This is a genomic window from Pseudoclavibacter endophyticus (assembly GCF_008831085.1).
GTDB classification, from domain to species: Bacteria; Actinomycetota; Actinomycetes; order Actinomycetales; family Microbacteriaceae; genus Pseudoclavibacter; species Pseudoclavibacter endophyticus.
Window position 1 is genome coordinate 267716 of record NZ_WBJY01000002.1, and the last position, 14762, is coordinate 282477.

Sequence of the window (14762 nt, forward strand, 5' to 3'; positions counted from 1 at the left end):
GTGGCTACCCGCGGCTCCGAACGGCTACCCGACGGGACAATCGCTCCCGAACGGCTGGTAGCGGATGTCCGGCCCGGTAGCGGATGTCCGGCCCGGTAGCCCCTCCGCCGTGCGGCCGAGCCTCCGGGGCGCCAAGACACCGGCAGTTCGCCCACGCGGCCGATCCGCCGCGCCGGCCGGCTGCGTAGCGTTTCGGGCATGCTCGACATTCAGCATCTCAGCAAGCGCTACGGCAGCAGACAGGTCCTCGACGACGTTTCATTCGACGTGCGCGATGGCATGCTCACGGGATTCGTGGGCGGTAACGGGGCGGGCAAGACGACGACGATGCGCAGCATCCTCGGCGTCGTCCGGCCGGAGCAGGGAGAGGTGAGATTCAACGGTCACCCCCTCACGCCCGCCGACCGGGCCCGCTTCGGCTACATGCCAGAGGAGCGCGGGCTGTACCCGAAGATGAAGGTGCTCGAGCAGATCATCTACTTCGGGCAGCTGCACGGTCTCGCCGTCGAGCGAGCCAAGCGCAACGGCCTGTCGCTGCTCGAAGAGCTCGGGCTCGACATCCGCGCGAACGACCGGGTCGAGGAGCTCTCACTCGGCAACCAGCAACGCGCCCAGATCGCCACGGCGCTCGTGCACGAGCCCGACGTGCTCATGCTCGACGAACCCTTCTCCGGCCTCGACCCGGTCGCCGTCGAGTCGGTGCTCACCGTCCTGCAGCGATTCGCGGCGTCGGGCGCGCCGGTGCTGTTCTCGTCGCACCAGCTCGACGTGGTCGAGCGGCTCAGCGACCGGCTCGTGATCATCGCCGAGGGCCGCATCCGCGCAGCGGGCGACCGCCGCGAAATGCAAGCCGAGCACTCGCGCGGCCTGCACCGCATCGCCGTCGCCGACGATGCCGGCTGGCTGCGCGACGTGCCGGGTGTCGAGGTGCTCGAGTTCGAGCGCGGCTTCGCGACCTTCAGGGCCGAAGACGAGACCGCGCAGCGGGTGCTGCGCGCCGCCCTCGACCGCGGGCCGGTCACGGAGTTCGGCCCTCACCTCGTCAAGCTCGCCACCATCTACCAGGAAGTGATCTGATGACCTCGACCACATCGGGCAACGCGGCAACGGGCGCGGGCGCCGGGCACGGCGACGCGAGCGGAGCATCCCCCCAACCGCCGAGCGGCGGCCCCGGCACGGGCAGCGGGCCGAGCCGGGCGATCTCGTTCTGGGAGGGCGTGAAGCTCGTCGCGAAACGCGACATGCTCATGCAGGTGCGCTCCCGGGCGTTCCAGGTGAGCTTCATCCTCACGCTCGTGCTCGTCGGCGGCGGCATCATCGCCTTCGGCATCTTCGGGCAGCAGTCGTTCGGTGGCGACGATGCCCCGACGGTCGCCGTCACGGAGGAGACCGCGCCCATCGTGGCCGACGCGGGCCTCGAGGCGACCGAGTTCAGTTCGGTGCAGGATGCCGTTGCCGCCGTCGAGAGCGGCGAAGCCGACTCCGCGGTCCTGCCGGCCACATCGATCGGTGAGATCGAGGCCTACAACAGCGACGGGACGCCGGCGGAAACGCCGAGCGGCGGCGGATTCGTCATCGTGGGCCTCGAGGAGCCGAGCAGCGGGGTCACAAGCGCGCTGACGATCACGCCGGAAGGATTCGCCCTCGAGCAGCCGACGGCGCCCTCTGGGCTCGTCTACCTGCTCACGGTCTTCTTCGGCATCATGTTCTTCATGTCGGCGATCACCTATTGCTCGACCATCGCCCAGTCTGTCGTTGAAGAGAAGCAGACCCGCATCGTCGAACTGCTGCTCGCGACGGTCTCGCCCCGCACGATCATGGCGGGCAAGGTGCTCGGCAATAGCCTGCTCGCACTTGCACAGGTCGCCGCGATCGGCCTCGTCTCGGTGCTCGCGCTCGCCGCGACCGGCCAGGCGGCGCTCTTCACCATGGTCGGCCCCGCCATCGTGTGGTTTGCGGTGCTGTTCGTCGTCGGGTTCGTGCTGCTCGCCGCCCTCTACGCCGGCGTCGCGGCGACGGTCTCGCGTCAGGAGGACGTCGGCACGGCTACGACGCCGCTCATGTTCGTGATCATGATCCCGTACATCCTGTCGTTCTTCGCGAGCGAGAACCCCGTGCTCATGACCGTCATGAGCTACGTGCCGTTCTCGGCGCCGATCGCCATGCCGGTGCGCGTCTTCACGGGCGACGCGATGTGGTGGGAGCCCGTCGCCTCGCTGGTGCTGCTCGTCCTCGCGGCCGCGGTTGCGATCTGGATCGGCTCGAAGATCTACGAGAACGCCGTGCTCCGCACTGGCGGACGGGTAAAGCTGAGTGAGGCGCTGAGGGGCTGAGCGCCGCCGCTTCGGGCCCTTGAGGGTGCCGGAGCGGGCAGGGGCGCCGCGCGACGAGTGCGGCGCCCCTCTTCTGCGCCCCGAAGGAGGAGTCCACGTAGGGCGACGAATAACCGACGGGCACATCTGCGACGCTGCCGGCTCACGCCGTGCGGCCGCGTCTGATCGCCATGAACAAGCCGGTCGCAAAGAGCGAAGTGATCGTCATCGTGATGCCGAGCGCCAGCGTCGATTCGCTCCCGCCGATTCCGACCAGGGGACTCACGATCGCCCCCACGGTGAACTGCAGGGCGCCGAGCACCGCCGAGGCGGTTCCCGCGAACTGCCGGACCCTCCCCAGGGCGAGGGCCGTCGCATTCCCGAAGACGAGGCCGACTCCGATGCTCGCGGTCCCGAGTGGCACGAACGTCCACCAGGCATATCCGCTGGAAGCGAGGACGAGGACGGCGATGCTGCTGGCGGAGAGGATCCCGAGGCCGACTCCGAGGAGGCGGTGCGGGCCGAGCCGCATCACCAACCGGGCCGAGAGGAGCCCCCCGGAGATCGCGAGCAGAGAGTTGAAGCCGAAGGCGACGCCGAAGGCGGTGGCGCTCAGCCCCATGATCTCCTGATAGACGAATGGCGACGCGGAGATGTATCCCATGAGCGCGCCGAATGAAAAGACGAACATGCCCGTATAGGCCAGGTAATGCGGGTCCAAGACTGCCCGCACGGCGCCAACTGGGCGCTTGAGGGGCGTGGCCGCTGCACGGACGCGAGTCTCCGGAACGAAGAGGATGCTGACGACGAACATCGCGGCGGCGATCCCGAACAAGACCCAGAGGATCCCGCGCCACTCCAGGAGAGGGGTGAGGATGCCGCCAATCAGTGGCGCGACCACGGGAGCGGCGCCCCCGATCGCGGTCATGAGAGAGAGGTGACGGGCGGCTCTGCTGCCGGTGCTCGTGTCGGCGATCACCGCTCGACCGATGACGACGCCCGCTGCACCGCTCAGCCCCTGAACGAAGCGGGCGATGACGAGCACCTCGATGGTGGGGGCGGTCGCCGTGACAACGCTCGCGGCGACGCACAGGGCGGATCCGAGCAAGAGCGGCCCCCTGCGACCGAACCGGTCCGACAGTGAGCCGAAGACCAGCTGGCCGACGGCGATGCCGAGCAGGCAGCTCGTCAGCGTGAGCTGGACGCCGGTCGCGGTCGTCTCGAGGTCACTCATCATTCCGGGGAACGCCGGGAGGTAGAGGTCGATCCCGAACGGTGCCATGGCCGCCAGGAGGGCGAGTGAGAACAGCAGCGTCGCGGGGAGCGCGCCACTGGAACCCGGAGGCGGCTGAGGACCGGCCAAAGGAGTCATCCCTTCCTGAGCGCCGGGAGCTGGGGTTCGCGTCGGGAGAGCTCCGCGCCGCCAGGATGGCACCTGAGACGACGACGCGGAGCGGACGTGAGGCGTGGCTCGCCCTCGGACTGATTGCATCGGGCTTGTGTTTACTACAATACTACGTGCAATACACTAAAGTGAGTACGGAAGGGGTTGCCATGGAGCGCACGGAGTCGATCGCCGCACTCCCTGTCCCGTTGAGTCGACCCGACCGTGCCGAGCTGCCCCGCCGAGTCGACGTCGTGGTCGTCGGGGGTGGCCTCACGGGCCTCTTCACCGCACTGCGGCTTCGAGAGACCGGGCGGCGGGTGGTCGTTCTCGAGGCGTGCCGGGCTGGTTGGGCGCAATCCAGCCGGAGTCTCGGTCTTATTCGGGAGCAAGGGCGCGAGGCGATCGAGGCGGCCGCGATGCGCCGCGCGAATCGGAGCTGGCAGACCCTCGCGGGCGCGCTCGGGCCGGATCTCGGTTGGATCCGTGGCGGCCATGTGTCTGTCGCCCGAGACGATGCGGCGATGCAGCGAGTCCGCGACTGGGGCGAGGTGGCACGTGAGCATGATGTCCGCTTCGAGGTGCTCACGCGGGAGGCGCTGCGGGAGCGCATGCCTTGGCTCAGCGTCGACGTCGTCGGCGCCGGCTATACCCCCGACGACGGGCATGTCGATCCGTCGCGGGCGACGGCGTCGCTCCTGATGCTCTGCCGTCGGGCGGGCGTTGAGGTTTTCGAGGGTGCCGAGGTGCAGGGCATCGATGTCGCCGCCGGGCGGGTGACTGGCGTGTCACTTCCGGGGGCGGAGATCCGTGCCTCTGACATCGTGGTGGCGGCTGGCGCATGGTCATCGCGCCTGTTGCGAACGTGCGGTGTTCATCTGCCGATACACGTCGGCCGCGGGACTGTTGGTCTCACCGTGCCCGCTCCTCCGATCACGCGGGCATCGGTATGGGATGTCGGAGGCGTGGGATTCCGGCAGTCCGCTGATGGTCGGATCGTGTTCGGGCTCGGGGGATACGTCGACGTCGATGTTCACTGGGAGGACGTCGCAGAAGCCTGGAAGCTCCTGCCGACCCTGGTGAAGAGCCGCGGGCAGATGTCCGTTCGCATCGGACGGGAGCTCGTGCGTGATGTCGGAGGGCTGCTGGCGAGGCGCGAGCTCCCATCGCTGCCGTTCGAAACCCCCCGCGTGAACGGCCGGCAGGTCACCGAGGGGAGCCGCAGGCTGGCCGAGCTTGTGCCGGAACTGGAGGGCGTGGACTGCAACCTGAGCTGGGGCGGGGTGATCGATGCCACGCCGGACTTCCTGCCCATCGTCGGTGGCGCATCCATCGATGGTCTCGCCCTGATCGTGGGGACGAGCGGGCATGGTCTTGGTTTGGCCCCGGCGCTTGGCGACGGAGTCGCTCGGCTCATCGACACGGGTTCGTCGCCCGCATACTTGGACGCCTTTGCTTCGTCCCGATTCGATCGTTGACCAAGGGTTGTTTTAGGGATACAGTAGTATTCGTAAAATAACCAAAGTCGTCAGGAGTCGCACAAGATGAGTAGCGAACTGCCATGGCCGTTCTACACGGAGCCGCGGAAGATAACCGTTCGAGATCTCGACGTTGCCTACCGGAGGGAGGGTTCCGGTGAGCCGGTGGTGTACTTCCATGGGGCGGGCCTCACTCGCAGGTGGATACCGTTCTATGAGGAGATGGCCAAGCGCGTTGATTTCATCGCGCCGGAGCACCCGGGGTTCGGTGATACCCCGTTCCCCGACTGGCTTGATGGATTCGATGATCTCGTCCTCCACTACGCGGAGCTTTTCGACGCCATGGGCCTCAAAACCTTCCATCTGGTCGGACACTCGTTGGGCGGATGGATCGCCGCCGAGTTCGCGACGTTCTTCCCCGAGCGCCTGCGTTCGCTGCAACTGGTGACGCCCGCTGGGCTCAAGGGTGCCGATCTGCACGATGCGTTCCGGCAGGACGGTGACGAGGCGCTCGAGCGCCTCTTCAACGGGCACGCCGACGCGTTCCCGGAGTACACCGACGACGGTGATCCGGTCGAGGCGCTCGTGCACAACTACAAGGAGCTGACCACTCGCGCTCGCCTCGCGTGGCAGCCTCGCTATGATCCCAAGCTCGAACGCCGTCTCGGGCGCGTGCACGTGCCGGCGAGGGTGCTGCTTGCGGAAGACGACCGTGTGCTCGACAGCGACGTCGGCGCGCGGTATGCGGACTTCATTCCGGGGGCAACGGTCGACGTTGTGCGTTCGACGCCGATCCCGACGTCGCACCTGCCGTTCGTCCAAGCGCCCGAGGGGCTGGCCACGACGCTGGTTGATTTTGTCGAGAAAAGCACGAAGGGCTGAATGAGCATGCCGAACAATCTAGAGTTCTACATCAATTTCGGTGGCAAGTTCCCATACATCCCGCGGCGGGATCAGCTAGGGAAATCCATCTTCATCTCCACCCCCAACGACCACTACGACGACGTGCGCGGTCAGCGGATCATCGAAGACTTCCTCGGCAACTTCGCGCAGGCCGAAAAGCTCGGATATGACGGTGCGGTCATCCTCGAGCAGCACAGCGGCCCCAATGCCATCGCGGGACAGTCCATCGTCATGGCGGCGGCTGCCATCTCGCGGACGACGAACATGCGGATCGGCACGGTCGGCGCGATCCTCAACAGCTACCTGACGCCGATGCGGTATGCCGAGGAGATCGCGACGCTCGACATCCTCTCGAACGGCCGGTATTTCTTCGGTCTCCCCATGGGCATCGGCGCCAACTACCACGGCCTCGGCATGATGAACCCGACCTACGCACGTGAACGGTTCCGCGAGGCGCATGACTTCCTGAAGCGGGCGTTCACCGAGGACGGCCCCTTCAAGTTCGATGGAAAGTTCTTCAACGCGGAGTACGTCAACCTCTGGCCGAAACCACTCCAGAAACCGTATCCGGAGGCGTGGGTTCCGGCGGCCGGGTCGAAGGAATCGCTCGCGTTCGCGGCACAGAACGGCTACTCCTACCTCGCGGTCCTCGTGCCGTGGCCGATTCTGCTGAAGAACTGCCGGACGTTCCGCGAGCAGGTCGAGGAAGCCGGGCAGGAGTGGGATCCTCGCCGTATCGTGTCCACCCCGCACGTCTACGTGGCCGAGACCGACCGTCAGGCTCGCAAAGAGGCGGAGGCGCACGTGATGTCCCTCCTGCAGAATTCGCTCGGGTCTCCCTTCCACGATTCTTTCCCGCCGGGACATGTCACGGAGGGGTCTCTGCGGGGAATGGCCGCCGGCGGCGGGTATCGCAGCAAAGACGTGAGCGAGACCACCTATGAGGACGCCCTTGAGTCAGGGCAGTTCATCGTCGGATCACCCGACACCGTCGCCGAGCGTCTCGAGGAGATCACCACGGAGATGGACGCTGGGCGGGTCTGCATCACGGGCGACACGTGGACGATGCCCTCATGGATGACGACGAAGAACATGACGCTGTTCGCCGAGGAGGTCATGCCCAGGTTCCGCCCGGCCGGCGGGCGCCCGATCTGGGACCGCACTGAGCGCGCCGGCTACCGCACGGTGAGCGAGTACGGGGCGATCGCGGGCGAGCCGAAGTTCATCCCGCAGTCGATCATCGAAGGCGTCGGCGCAGTCGACATCCGCACCGCGCACGTCGATGAGTTGCGCGTCCCGATCGAAGAAGCGGGACGAGTCGAGTCGAGCTGACGCCACAGGCACAGCTCTCCAGTAATGAAGGAGGAAACATGACAATTGTCGTCACGGTTCGAATCCCAGACGTGGACATCGAACGGGTGCGCCAGGTCGAGCGGGACTATCCGGAGCTGCACGAACAGCTTCGGGAGTCAATCACTCGACACGGCTGCAAGGGACACCGCCGCCTGTACCGCGAGAACGAGATCCTCGACATTGATGAGTGGGAGTCCGAGGACGACCTGAAGGCGTTCCTCGAAGAGTCCGGGCCCGTCATCCGTCAGCTGGCGGAGCTGCGGGGGACCGGAAAGCCCTCTGACACCATCTGGAACATCTACTGAGATACGACGGTGGGGCCGGTCATTGCCGGCCCCACCCCTCATTCCACGGGAATTTCCGAATCTGGAGACGCAATGATCATGTCTACCGACCACCCGGCCTTGGACACGGAGGTCATCTCGAGGCTGCACGAAGTCGTCGCCGACCTCGGCCGCGTCGGCGCCTTGTGGGGGCCGGAGCAGCTCCAGAGCAACCGTGATGCGGAGGCGCTGGCCAAGGTCGTCGAGCGCCTGCGGAACATGTACCCGTACGGTGACCCTCGCTATATCGGCCAGATTCTCAAGCCGCCGCATCCGGTGGCCTGGGCCGCGTACGCGGCCACCGCCCTCATCAATCCGAACAACCACGCACTTGACGGCGGCCCTGCGACCGCGCAAATGGAGAAGGAGGCCGTCGAGGAGCTGGCGCGAATGTTCGGGATGCCGCGGCATCTCGGCCATCTCACGTCGTCCGGCACGATCGCCAATCTCGAAGCGCTTTATGTGTCGCGCGAACTGCAACCTGATGGTGTGGTCCTCTCGAGTGAGGCAGCGCACTATACGCACAAGCGGATGTGCGACCTGCTCGGCGTTCGGCACGAGACCGTCGCACAGGACGGGTCGGGGCGCATGGATGTCGAGGCCCTCGCCCAACGGCTGGAGAAGGGCGGCGTCTCCGTCGTCGTCGCCACGCTCGGGACGACGAGTCTCGGCGCGCTCGACCCGGTCCATGAGATCGTCGAGCTGGCGCGCGAGCACGGCGTACGGGTCCACGTGGATGCTGCCTACGGCGGCTTCCATACGCTCCTGGCTGGAGCGTCGCCCGCGGTCGACCCGAGCCCCTTCGCCGCGCTCCCGCACGTCGACTCAATCGTGGTCGACCCGCACAAGCACGGTCTCCAGCCGTACGGGTGCGGCAGCGTACTGTTCGCCGACCCGGGCGTTGGGCGGCTGTACGCACATGATTCGCCGTACACGTATTTCACGTCGGACGAACTGCACTTGGGCGAAATCAGCCTTGAATGCTCTCGAGCCGGGGCCTCCGCGGCGGCGTTCTGGGCGACGATCCAAGCCTTGCCGCTGAACGCCGACGGACTCGGCCGAGGTCTCCGTGATGGACGCCGTGCGGCGCTACGGGTCGCGGAGCGCCTCAACGAGGACCCGTCTGTTCGGCTGGTCGTGCAACCGGACCTCGACATCGTCTGCTACTACCCGTCGTTGTCCAGCGCATCGGCCGTCACTGCGGCGTCGGATGCGGTCTTCGACTCGCTGGCCCGGGACGGCTGGCACGTTGCAAAGCTCACCGTGGACGTGTCGTGGCTCAACGCCGCCGGCGGCGAACTGCAGCCGGATGCCGACAGCGTCACGGTGCTGCGAAGCTGCATCATGAAGCCGGAACACGTCGAGGTGGCCGATGATTTCGCAGACGCGGTGATCGGCGCCTTCCGTGGTGTTCGCTCGCCGTGACGTCGTGAGTTTTTCGTCACGACGACAGCTGACCCCGACGACCGCGATCGCGGTCGTCGGGGTCAGCTGTCGGTCATGCGGTGAGCGTGAGGCGCTGACCGACCTGTCGGCGATTCGCGGCCTCAACGAGCTTCGTCACGAGTGCCAGGTCCTGGACGGGGACACCGACGGACTTGAAGACCGTTCGACCGTTCCAGGACTCATCGAACCGACCGGGGTCAGCGAGGACTTCGCCGAGGGGCGTCATGTGCGGCAGGGGCGGACCGAGACGCTGCATCTCTCCCGAGAGCGTGGAGACGGCCTCGACATCATCGACAAAGATCCGGGCACCGTGCAGCACTTCGGCCGGCACCTCGTTCACGCGGGGCGTGCTCGAGCCGATCGCGTTCCAGTGCGCGTCCGGCCGAAGCCAGTCGGCGTGGATGAACGGCTCAGCGGTGCCGGTTGTCGTGGTGACGACGGCGGCCTGCCGAACGCCCGACTCGAGGTCGTCGACGACCTCGACCACGATGCCTTCCGCAGCGAGCTGCTGTGCCAGCGCTTCGGCGCGCGCGACTCTCCGCGCCCAGAGGGACAACCGCCAGCCGAGACCGCTCAGCGCGCGAGCGTGGGCTGCGGCCTGGTGCCCCGCGCCGACGATCAGTAGTCGGCCGGAACCAATGCGGGCCAGTGTGCGCGTCGCCAAGGCTGTCTGCGCGGCCGTGCGGATCTCCGTCACTGCACCGGCATCGGCGAACCCCCTGAGATGACCGTCGGATGCGTCGAAGAGCAACACCATGCCCTGGTGGGCCGGCAGACCGCGCTCGGGATTCGACGGGATGACGCAGACGACCTTGGCCGAGAACACCGGGTCGTCTTCAGCACGGAACGCCGGCATGATGCCGAGGACGCCATCGAGCTGTCGGGGACTGAGTTCCGTGCGGACGTGTTGTCCGGCGATCCCCTTTGCTGACTGGATGAGGATGCGCCGAATCGCGTCCTCGACGTCGATGTCGGCAGCGAGCCGGAAAACCTCATCGCGGTTGAGGTAGATCGTCTCAGTCACGGCATCTCCCCGGCGAGCTCTCGCAGACGATCGGCGAGACCCCGGGATACCTGGTCGAGCAGAGAACGCCCGAGCTCCTCCGTGGCGGCCGCGGGCTGGTCCGTGTACCCGTCGATACCGGCCCAGATTTCCGGACCGTACACGCCGCGCCCAGGTTGCGGGGACTGATCGCCGGAACGGGTCTCGTGTCGCGGTGCGACCGTCTCCGCAAAGGTGAGCATGAGCGACGTCTCGAATTTGCCCGCATGGCCGGGAATCGGCACGTCGGGCGCCGGATGCGCGAACTCCCAGTAGTCCAGTGCCGCGACAGTCATGCCGTGGCGCGATGCCAGCTCAGCGGCGGCCGCGTGACAGACCCCCGTGTTCCCGCCATGGCCGTTCACCAGCACCACTCGCCGGACGCCACTCGCGGACATGCTCGAAATCGCGTCGACCAGGACGCCGATCATCACGGGCGCGCTCAGCGAAATTGTGCCGCCGAACGGCAGATGATGCGCGGAACATCCGATGCGCAAGAAGGAGGCGAGGACGAACGGACGCGGGCTCTCGGGCGCTGCCAGCTCGAGTGCGCGTTCTGTGACAGTGCTCACGAGTGCGATGTCCGTGCCGGTCGGCAGATGGGGACCGTGCTGTTCGACGGCGCCGACCGGAACGATGACGAGCGCGTCCGCACCGACGTCGCGAACCTCGTGGCGGCGGAGGTCTTCCCAGCGCCTCCACGCAGAGGCGGCTCCGTGGTCGATCATGCAAGCACCGCCGACAGGAACGCTCGCGTGCGTTCCTCCTTGGGGGTGTCGAGCAGTTCCGACGGAGAACCAACCTCGACGATTCGGCCCGCGTCCATGAACACGACGCGGTCGGCGACCTCTCTCGCGAACCCGATCTCATGGGTCACGACGAGCATTGTCGTGCTTCCCGATTGCGCGAGGTCTTTCATGACGGCGAGGACCTCGCCGACGAGTTCGGGGTCGAGAGCACTTGTTGGCTCATCGAACAGCATGACTTTCGGTTCCATCGCGAGTGCCCGAGCGATCGCGACGCGTTGCTGTTGCCCGCCGGAGAGCTGCGACGGGTAGTGATGCTCTTTTCCGCCGAGGCCGACCCGGTTGAGCAGTTCCTGTGCCGCCTTGCGCGCGTTGGCCTTCGAGATCCGCTTCGCCAGGATGGGCCCCAGCGTGATGTTGTCGATCGCGGTCATATGAGGGAACAGATTGAAGTTCTGGAACACCATGCCGATATCGACGCGCTGCTTGCAGGCCTCGTTTTCGCGGAGTTCGTGGAGGCGTCCTCCTGCGACGCGATACCCGACGAGGTCGTGATCGACCCAGATCTGACCCGAGTTGATCTCCTCAAGGTAGTTGACGCAGCGAAGGAGGGTGCTCTTTCCTGAACCGGAGGGGCCGATGATGCAGACCGTTTCTCCCTGTGAGACCTCGAGATCGATGTCGAAGAGCACCTGGGTGCCGCCATAGGACTTGTTGACCTTGTCGATCTGGACGATGGCCTCGCGTCTGATGACTTGCTTGTTCAAGACGGTCTCTCCTACTTCTCCGCGGTGCGGCGCTCGATGAAGTACTGGAACACGGAAACGACGATGATCACGACGATGTACCAAATGGTCGCGACGATGAGCAGTTCGATTGTGCGGTAGTTGACCCCCGAGATCGCCTGCGCAGCGGTCAAGAGGTCGCCGCCGGCGATGACCGAGACGAGCGCGGACATTTTCAGCATGGTGATGAACTCGTTGCCCATAGGCGGAATGATGACTCGCATCGCCTGCGGGATTACGATATAGCGAAGCGTTTTTCCCCGGTCCAGGCCGAGGGCCATGGCAGCCGCATACTGGCCTCTGTTGACGGAGAGCAGGCCCGCACGAACGATCTCACTCATATAGGCGGAGGCCGCCAGGGAGAGGCCGACGACCGACGCCACAAACGGGGTGAACACCTGGTTGACCGGGATGGAGAAGAAGACGATCTCGGTGAACGGGATTCCGAGGGTCAATTCCGTGACGAAGAGGCCGAGGTTGCCGACGAAGATGAGGAGAACGATGAGTGGTATCGCTCGGAAGAAGAAGACGTACGCGAATGAGACTCCGCTCACCACCTTGCTCTTCGACATCCGCAGAACGGCGGCGATAACTGCCAAGACGAGGGATATCACGAGCGAGAGGGCGGTCAGCTGAAGCGTCACCCAGAGGCCATTGAGGATCGACCCGCTGAAAAGGTGAGAGGCGACGACTTCCCAGTGGATGTGCTCGTTCGTCGCCAAAGCCCAGGTAATCTGCAGGGCGATCAGTGCTACGATAACGGTGAGTACGCCTCGACCCCAATGGCGGACCGGCACGACTTTCGCGGAAAGATCAACTTCCTCGCGAACCTGCCGCTCCATCTGGGTGATGACGCCCGTGTCCGGCGTCTCCTTATTCATCACATGCTCCTCGAATGTCGTTGGGGGTCCGGCCCCGCGTCGGCTGGTGACTCTTGTGCGCGCCGGGATCGCGCGACGTGCATCCGCGCGATCCCGACTCATGCTGCTCGTTAGTTGCGGCCGGGTCGCCTGTCGTCGTTGTGCGTCACGCCGACTCGATCTCGCCCGCCGGGGTCTGCGTCAGCGGGTTGACGCCGATCAATTCGGTGTCCGGAATCTGATCGACGGCGTCATATTCTGCGTAGATCGACTCGAGGCTTCCGTTCTCGTAGAGAACGAGCATTGCTTCCGCGAGCGCGTTGGCGAGTTCGGGGTTCTGCTTGCTGATGCCGATCCCGGCGAGGCCCGAGTAGTACTCGAACGACTCATCCTCCGGCATCTGAACAGCCGTGAAGTCGTCGGGATGTTCGTTGGCGGTCCCTGACAGGACGGGATACGAGTCGATGCCGGCGTCGATGTTATTGGACAGAATCGCCGTGTGCTCGCTCCCTTGGAATTCGCTCACCTCGATCGCTGGTTGGCCCTGGCTGGTGCAGTAGTCCTCGCTCGCGTCGGCGAGGATCTCCGCGAAGATGGCGCCGACCGTAATGCCGATCCGCTTGCCGCACGCGGATTCCCAGCCACTGAGGTCGAGGGGATTTCCGGCCGGGACAAGCCAGCCGAGCACCGTTTGCGTGTAGGGAATGAGGTCGATGATCTCGCGTTCACGCTCTTCCGTGACGGAGGCCTGACCCCAGATGAGGTCGTAGGTTCCTGCATCCAGGCCTGGAAGCTGCCCGGGCCACTGCGTGTTCACCCACTGGAACTCGACGCCGAGGAGCTCGCCCATCGCCTCTGCGAGATCCGGGGCTATGCCGTTGGCCTTCGTGGTGTCGGTCGTATCGGCGTAGAGGTTCGGAGGGTTGTCGAACGCGCCGGCGACACTGATGACCCCCGCCGCGCGGATGTGTTCGGGCAGCATGTCGTGAAGCTCTTGACTGAAGTCCTGGGTCTCGCCGGGCCCTTCGGCTTCGGACTGGCCCGCGCACCCTGCGAGCAAGAGCAGTGACGCGGCAGCGATGCCGGAGAGCGCTCGGGACGAGATTCGTGTATGAGGCTGCGCAGTGTTCATGGTCTTCCTTTCGAAGTTGGGCGGCGTGGCTGAGGAGGCGTCGTTGCTCTCCTTCGCCGTGCCCGGAGATCCATTGCGTTTCTTACAGTAACACTGCCGTGCTACCAAAAGATAGCGATCGTGTTACGCCTGATCGCCACGTCCGCTCGCCTCGCCGCTCCCGCGTCAGTGGCGCGCCCTCGTGCTCCGGGGCCTCGCTCGGGGGGGGGGCTGCGACCAGTGTCGCCAAGGGCATGCCGACGCGGGCGGTGTGCCGTCACGTGATCGGGTATCTGAGGCGTGCAGTTCTCGAGGGCTAGGAGCCGCAGGGACTGCGTGCCGCGGGGACTGCGTGCCGCAGGACTGCACGCCTCAATGGCGTGCAGTCGCGGGGCGCGTCGCTACTCGACGACGGTCGCGGCCCTGGGGAACGTATGAACGATGAAGACGGCGGCTTCCTGGTCTATCGCGCGCCACCGGTGCGTGCGGTCCGCCGGGTAGGTCGCGTAGTCGCCCGGGCCGAGGTCGACCTCGAGGCCGACCGGGCCGGCCTCGATTCGGCCGGAGCGCACGAGTACGTGCTCACGCGCTCCGGAGCCGTGAGACGGCGATGTCTCGACGGCGTCCGGCTGAAAACGTTGTGAATGGATTTCAATCGATCCTGCTCCAACGACCATTCGCCGGAGGACAAAGCCCACGGATGCGTCGTCGGAGATGTCCTCTACGCCTTCGCCGTCGCGGACGACGTCGATGACGGCCCGGGGGGACGATGCGATGAGCGATGTCACTTGAACGTCAAACGTGTCCGCGATCGCCACGAGCGTGTCGAGTGTCGGATTCGCATGGCCCCGTTCGATCTTGAACAGGGTGGCCTTGGCGATCCCCGACCGGTCGCTGAGCTGGGAGAGGGAGAGGCCTCGGGTCTCGCGAAGCCGGCGAAGGTTCTCGGCGAGCGTGGCGGAGTGCGCGGACGACATGTCTTCATGTTCGCAGAAATGGCATCGCCGGTATCGTCCTGG

At 65.9% G+C, this 14762-nt stretch carries 14 protein-coding genes; 7 read left to right on the forward strand and 7 right to left on the reverse strand.

The features are described 5' to 3' along the window. Positions 1-198: 198 nt before the first annotated feature. Positions 199-1077, forward strand: a complete 879-nt coding sequence (locus F8O04_RS10920; protein ID WP_158029412.1) for an ABC transporter ATP-binding protein — start codon at positions 199-201, stop codon at positions 1075-1077. Next, positions 1077-2333 carry an ABC transporter permease gene (locus F8O04_RS10925; RefSeq protein WP_158029413.1) on the forward strand — a complete coding sequence of 419 codons (1257 nt, stop codon included), beginning with the start codon at positions 1077-1079 and terminating at the stop codon, positions 2331-2333. Before F8O04_RS10920 ends, F8O04_RS10925 begins: the two co-directional genes overlap by 1 nt. A 142-nt stretch (positions 2334-2475) precedes the next feature. Here F8O04_RS10925 and F8O04_RS10930 read toward each other — a convergent pair whose 3' ends face one another. Further along, the gene (locus tag F8O04_RS10930) at positions 2476-3684 is read right to left on the reverse strand and encodes a multidrug effflux MFS transporter (protein ID WP_158029414.1); all 1209 of its coding nucleotides are present in this window, start codon (positions 3682-3684) and stop codon (positions 2476-2478) included. A 182-nt stretch (positions 3685-3866) separates the two neighbouring features. Here F8O04_RS10930 and F8O04_RS10935 point away from each other — a divergent pair, with 182 nt between their 5' ends. The 5 genes from F8O04_RS10935 (at position 3867) to F8O04_RS10955 (ending at position 9178) form a co-directional block, all read left to right on the forward strand. After that, positions 3867-5174 carry an NAD(P)/FAD-dependent oxidoreductase gene (locus F8O04_RS10935; RefSeq protein WP_188726396.1) on the forward strand — a complete coding sequence of 436 codons (1308 nt, stop codon included), beginning with the start codon at positions 3867-3869 and terminating at the stop codon, positions 5172-5174. A gap of 66 nt (positions 5175-5240) precedes the next feature. Next, positions 5241-6056 carry an alpha/beta fold hydrolase gene (locus F8O04_RS10940; RefSeq protein ID WP_158029416.1) on the forward strand — a complete coding sequence of 272 codons (816 nt, stop codon included), beginning with the start codon at positions 5241-5243 and terminating at the stop codon, positions 6054-6056. Positions 6057-6062: 6 nt separating this feature from the next. Then, positions 6063-7409, forward strand: coding sequence for an LLM class flavin-dependent oxidoreductase (locus F8O04_RS10945; protein ID WP_188726397.1), 1347 nt, complete (start codon positions 6063-6065; stop codon positions 7407-7409). Positions 7410-7447: 38 nt separating this feature from the next. Further along, entirely contained in the window at positions 7448-7735 is a 288-nt protein-coding gene (locus F8O04_RS10950; protein WP_158029418.1) for a hypothetical protein, read from the forward strand. Between the two features lie 9 nt (positions 7736-7744). Continuing rightward, on the forward strand, positions 7745-9178 hold the full coding sequence (locus F8O04_RS10955; protein ID WP_225735015.1) for a pyridoxal phosphate-dependent decarboxylase family protein: 1434 nt from the start codon (positions 7745-7747) through the stop codon (positions 9176-9178). Positions 9179-9251: 73 nt separating this feature from the next. Here F8O04_RS10955 and F8O04_RS10960 read toward each other — a convergent pair whose 3' ends face one another. The 6 genes from F8O04_RS10960 to F8O04_RS10985 all read right to left on the reverse strand — a co-directional run bounded on the left by F8O04_RS10960 (position 9252) and on the right by F8O04_RS10985 (position 14720). Further along, complete coding sequence (locus F8O04_RS10960) at positions 9252-10223, reverse strand: ornithine cyclodeaminase family protein (RefSeq protein WP_188726398.1); 972 nt, start codon at positions 10221-10223, stop codon at positions 9252-9254. After that, positions 10220-10969, reverse strand: a complete 750-nt coding sequence (locus tag F8O04_RS10965; protein ID WP_158029420.1) for a creatininase family protein — start codon at positions 10967-10969, stop codon at positions 10220-10222. Before F8O04_RS10965 ends, F8O04_RS10960 begins: the two co-directional genes overlap by 4 nt. Beyond that, on the reverse strand, positions 10966-11754 hold the full coding sequence (locus tag F8O04_RS10970; protein WP_308420201.1) for an amino acid ABC transporter ATP-binding protein: 789 nt from the start codon (positions 11752-11754) through the stop codon (positions 10966-10968). The genes F8O04_RS10965 and F8O04_RS10970 overlap by 4 nt, the downstream gene beginning before the upstream one ends. Before the next feature lie 11 nt (positions 11755-11765). Then, a complete protein-coding gene (locus tag F8O04_RS10975) occupies positions 11766-12653 on the reverse strand; it encodes an amino acid ABC transporter permease (protein WP_188726399.1) in 888 nt (295 codons plus the stop codon). Between the two features lie 145 nt (positions 12654-12798). Next, positions 12799-13764 (reverse strand): transporter substrate-binding domain-containing protein, encoded by a 966-nt coding sequence (locus tag F8O04_RS10980; protein ID WP_158029422.1) that lies wholly within the window; start codon positions 13762-13764, stop codon positions 12799-12801. A 380-nt stretch (positions 13765-14144) separates the two neighbouring features. Beyond that, positions 14145-14720 carry a helix-turn-helix domain-containing protein gene (locus tag F8O04_RS10985; protein ID WP_158029423.1) on the reverse strand — a complete coding sequence of 192 codons (576 nt, stop codon included), beginning with the start codon at positions 14718-14720 and terminating at the stop codon, positions 14145-14147. Positions 14721-14762: the final 42 nt, after the last annotated feature.

What these genes read in the sequence shown, in the direction of transcription:
- F8O04_RS10925 (WP_158029413.1), top strand. Translation starts at nt 1,077, where the DNA reads ATGACCTCGACCACATCGGGCAACGCGGCAACGGGCGCGGGCGCCGGG.
- F8O04_RS10945 (WP_188726397.1), top strand. Translation starts at nt 6,063, where the DNA reads ATGCCGAACAATCTAGAGTTCTACATCAATTTCGGTGGCAAGTTCCCA.
- F8O04_RS10920 (WP_158029412.1), top strand. Translation starts at nt 199, where the DNA reads ATGCTCGACATTCAGCATCTCAGCAAGCGCTACGGCAGCAGACAGGTC.
- F8O04_RS10950 (WP_158029418.1), top strand. Translation starts at nt 7,448, where the DNA reads ATGACAATTGTCGTCACGGTTCGAATCCCAGACGTGGACATCGAACGG.
- F8O04_RS10965 (WP_158029420.1), bottom strand. Translation starts at nt 10,969, where the DNA reads ATGATCGACCACGGAGCCGCCTCTGCGTGGAGGCGCTGGGAAGACCTC.
- F8O04_RS10940 (WP_158029416.1), top strand. Translation starts at nt 5,241, where the DNA reads ATGAGTAGCGAACTGCCATGGCCGTTCTACACGGAGCCGCGGAAGATA.
- F8O04_RS10980 (WP_158029422.1), bottom strand. Translation starts at nt 13,764, where the DNA reads ATGAACACTGCGCAGCCTCATACACGAATCTCGTCCCGAGCGCTCTCC.
- F8O04_RS10935 (WP_188726396.1), top strand. Translation starts at nt 3,867, where the DNA reads ATGGAGCGCACGGAGTCGATCGCCGCACTCCCTGTCCCGTTGAGTCGA.
- F8O04_RS10930 (WP_158029414.1), bottom strand. Translation starts at nt 3,684, where the DNA reads ATGACTCCTTTGGCCGGTCCTCAGCCGCCTCCGGGTTCCAGTGGCGCG.
- F8O04_RS10985 (WP_158029423.1), bottom strand. Translation starts at nt 14,720, where the DNA reads ATGTCGTCCGCGCACTCCGCCACGCTCGCCGAGAACCTTCGCCGGCTT.
- F8O04_RS10975 (WP_188726399.1), bottom strand. Translation starts at nt 12,653, where the DNA reads ATGAATAAGGAGACGCCGGACACGGGCGTCATCACCCAGATGGAGCGG.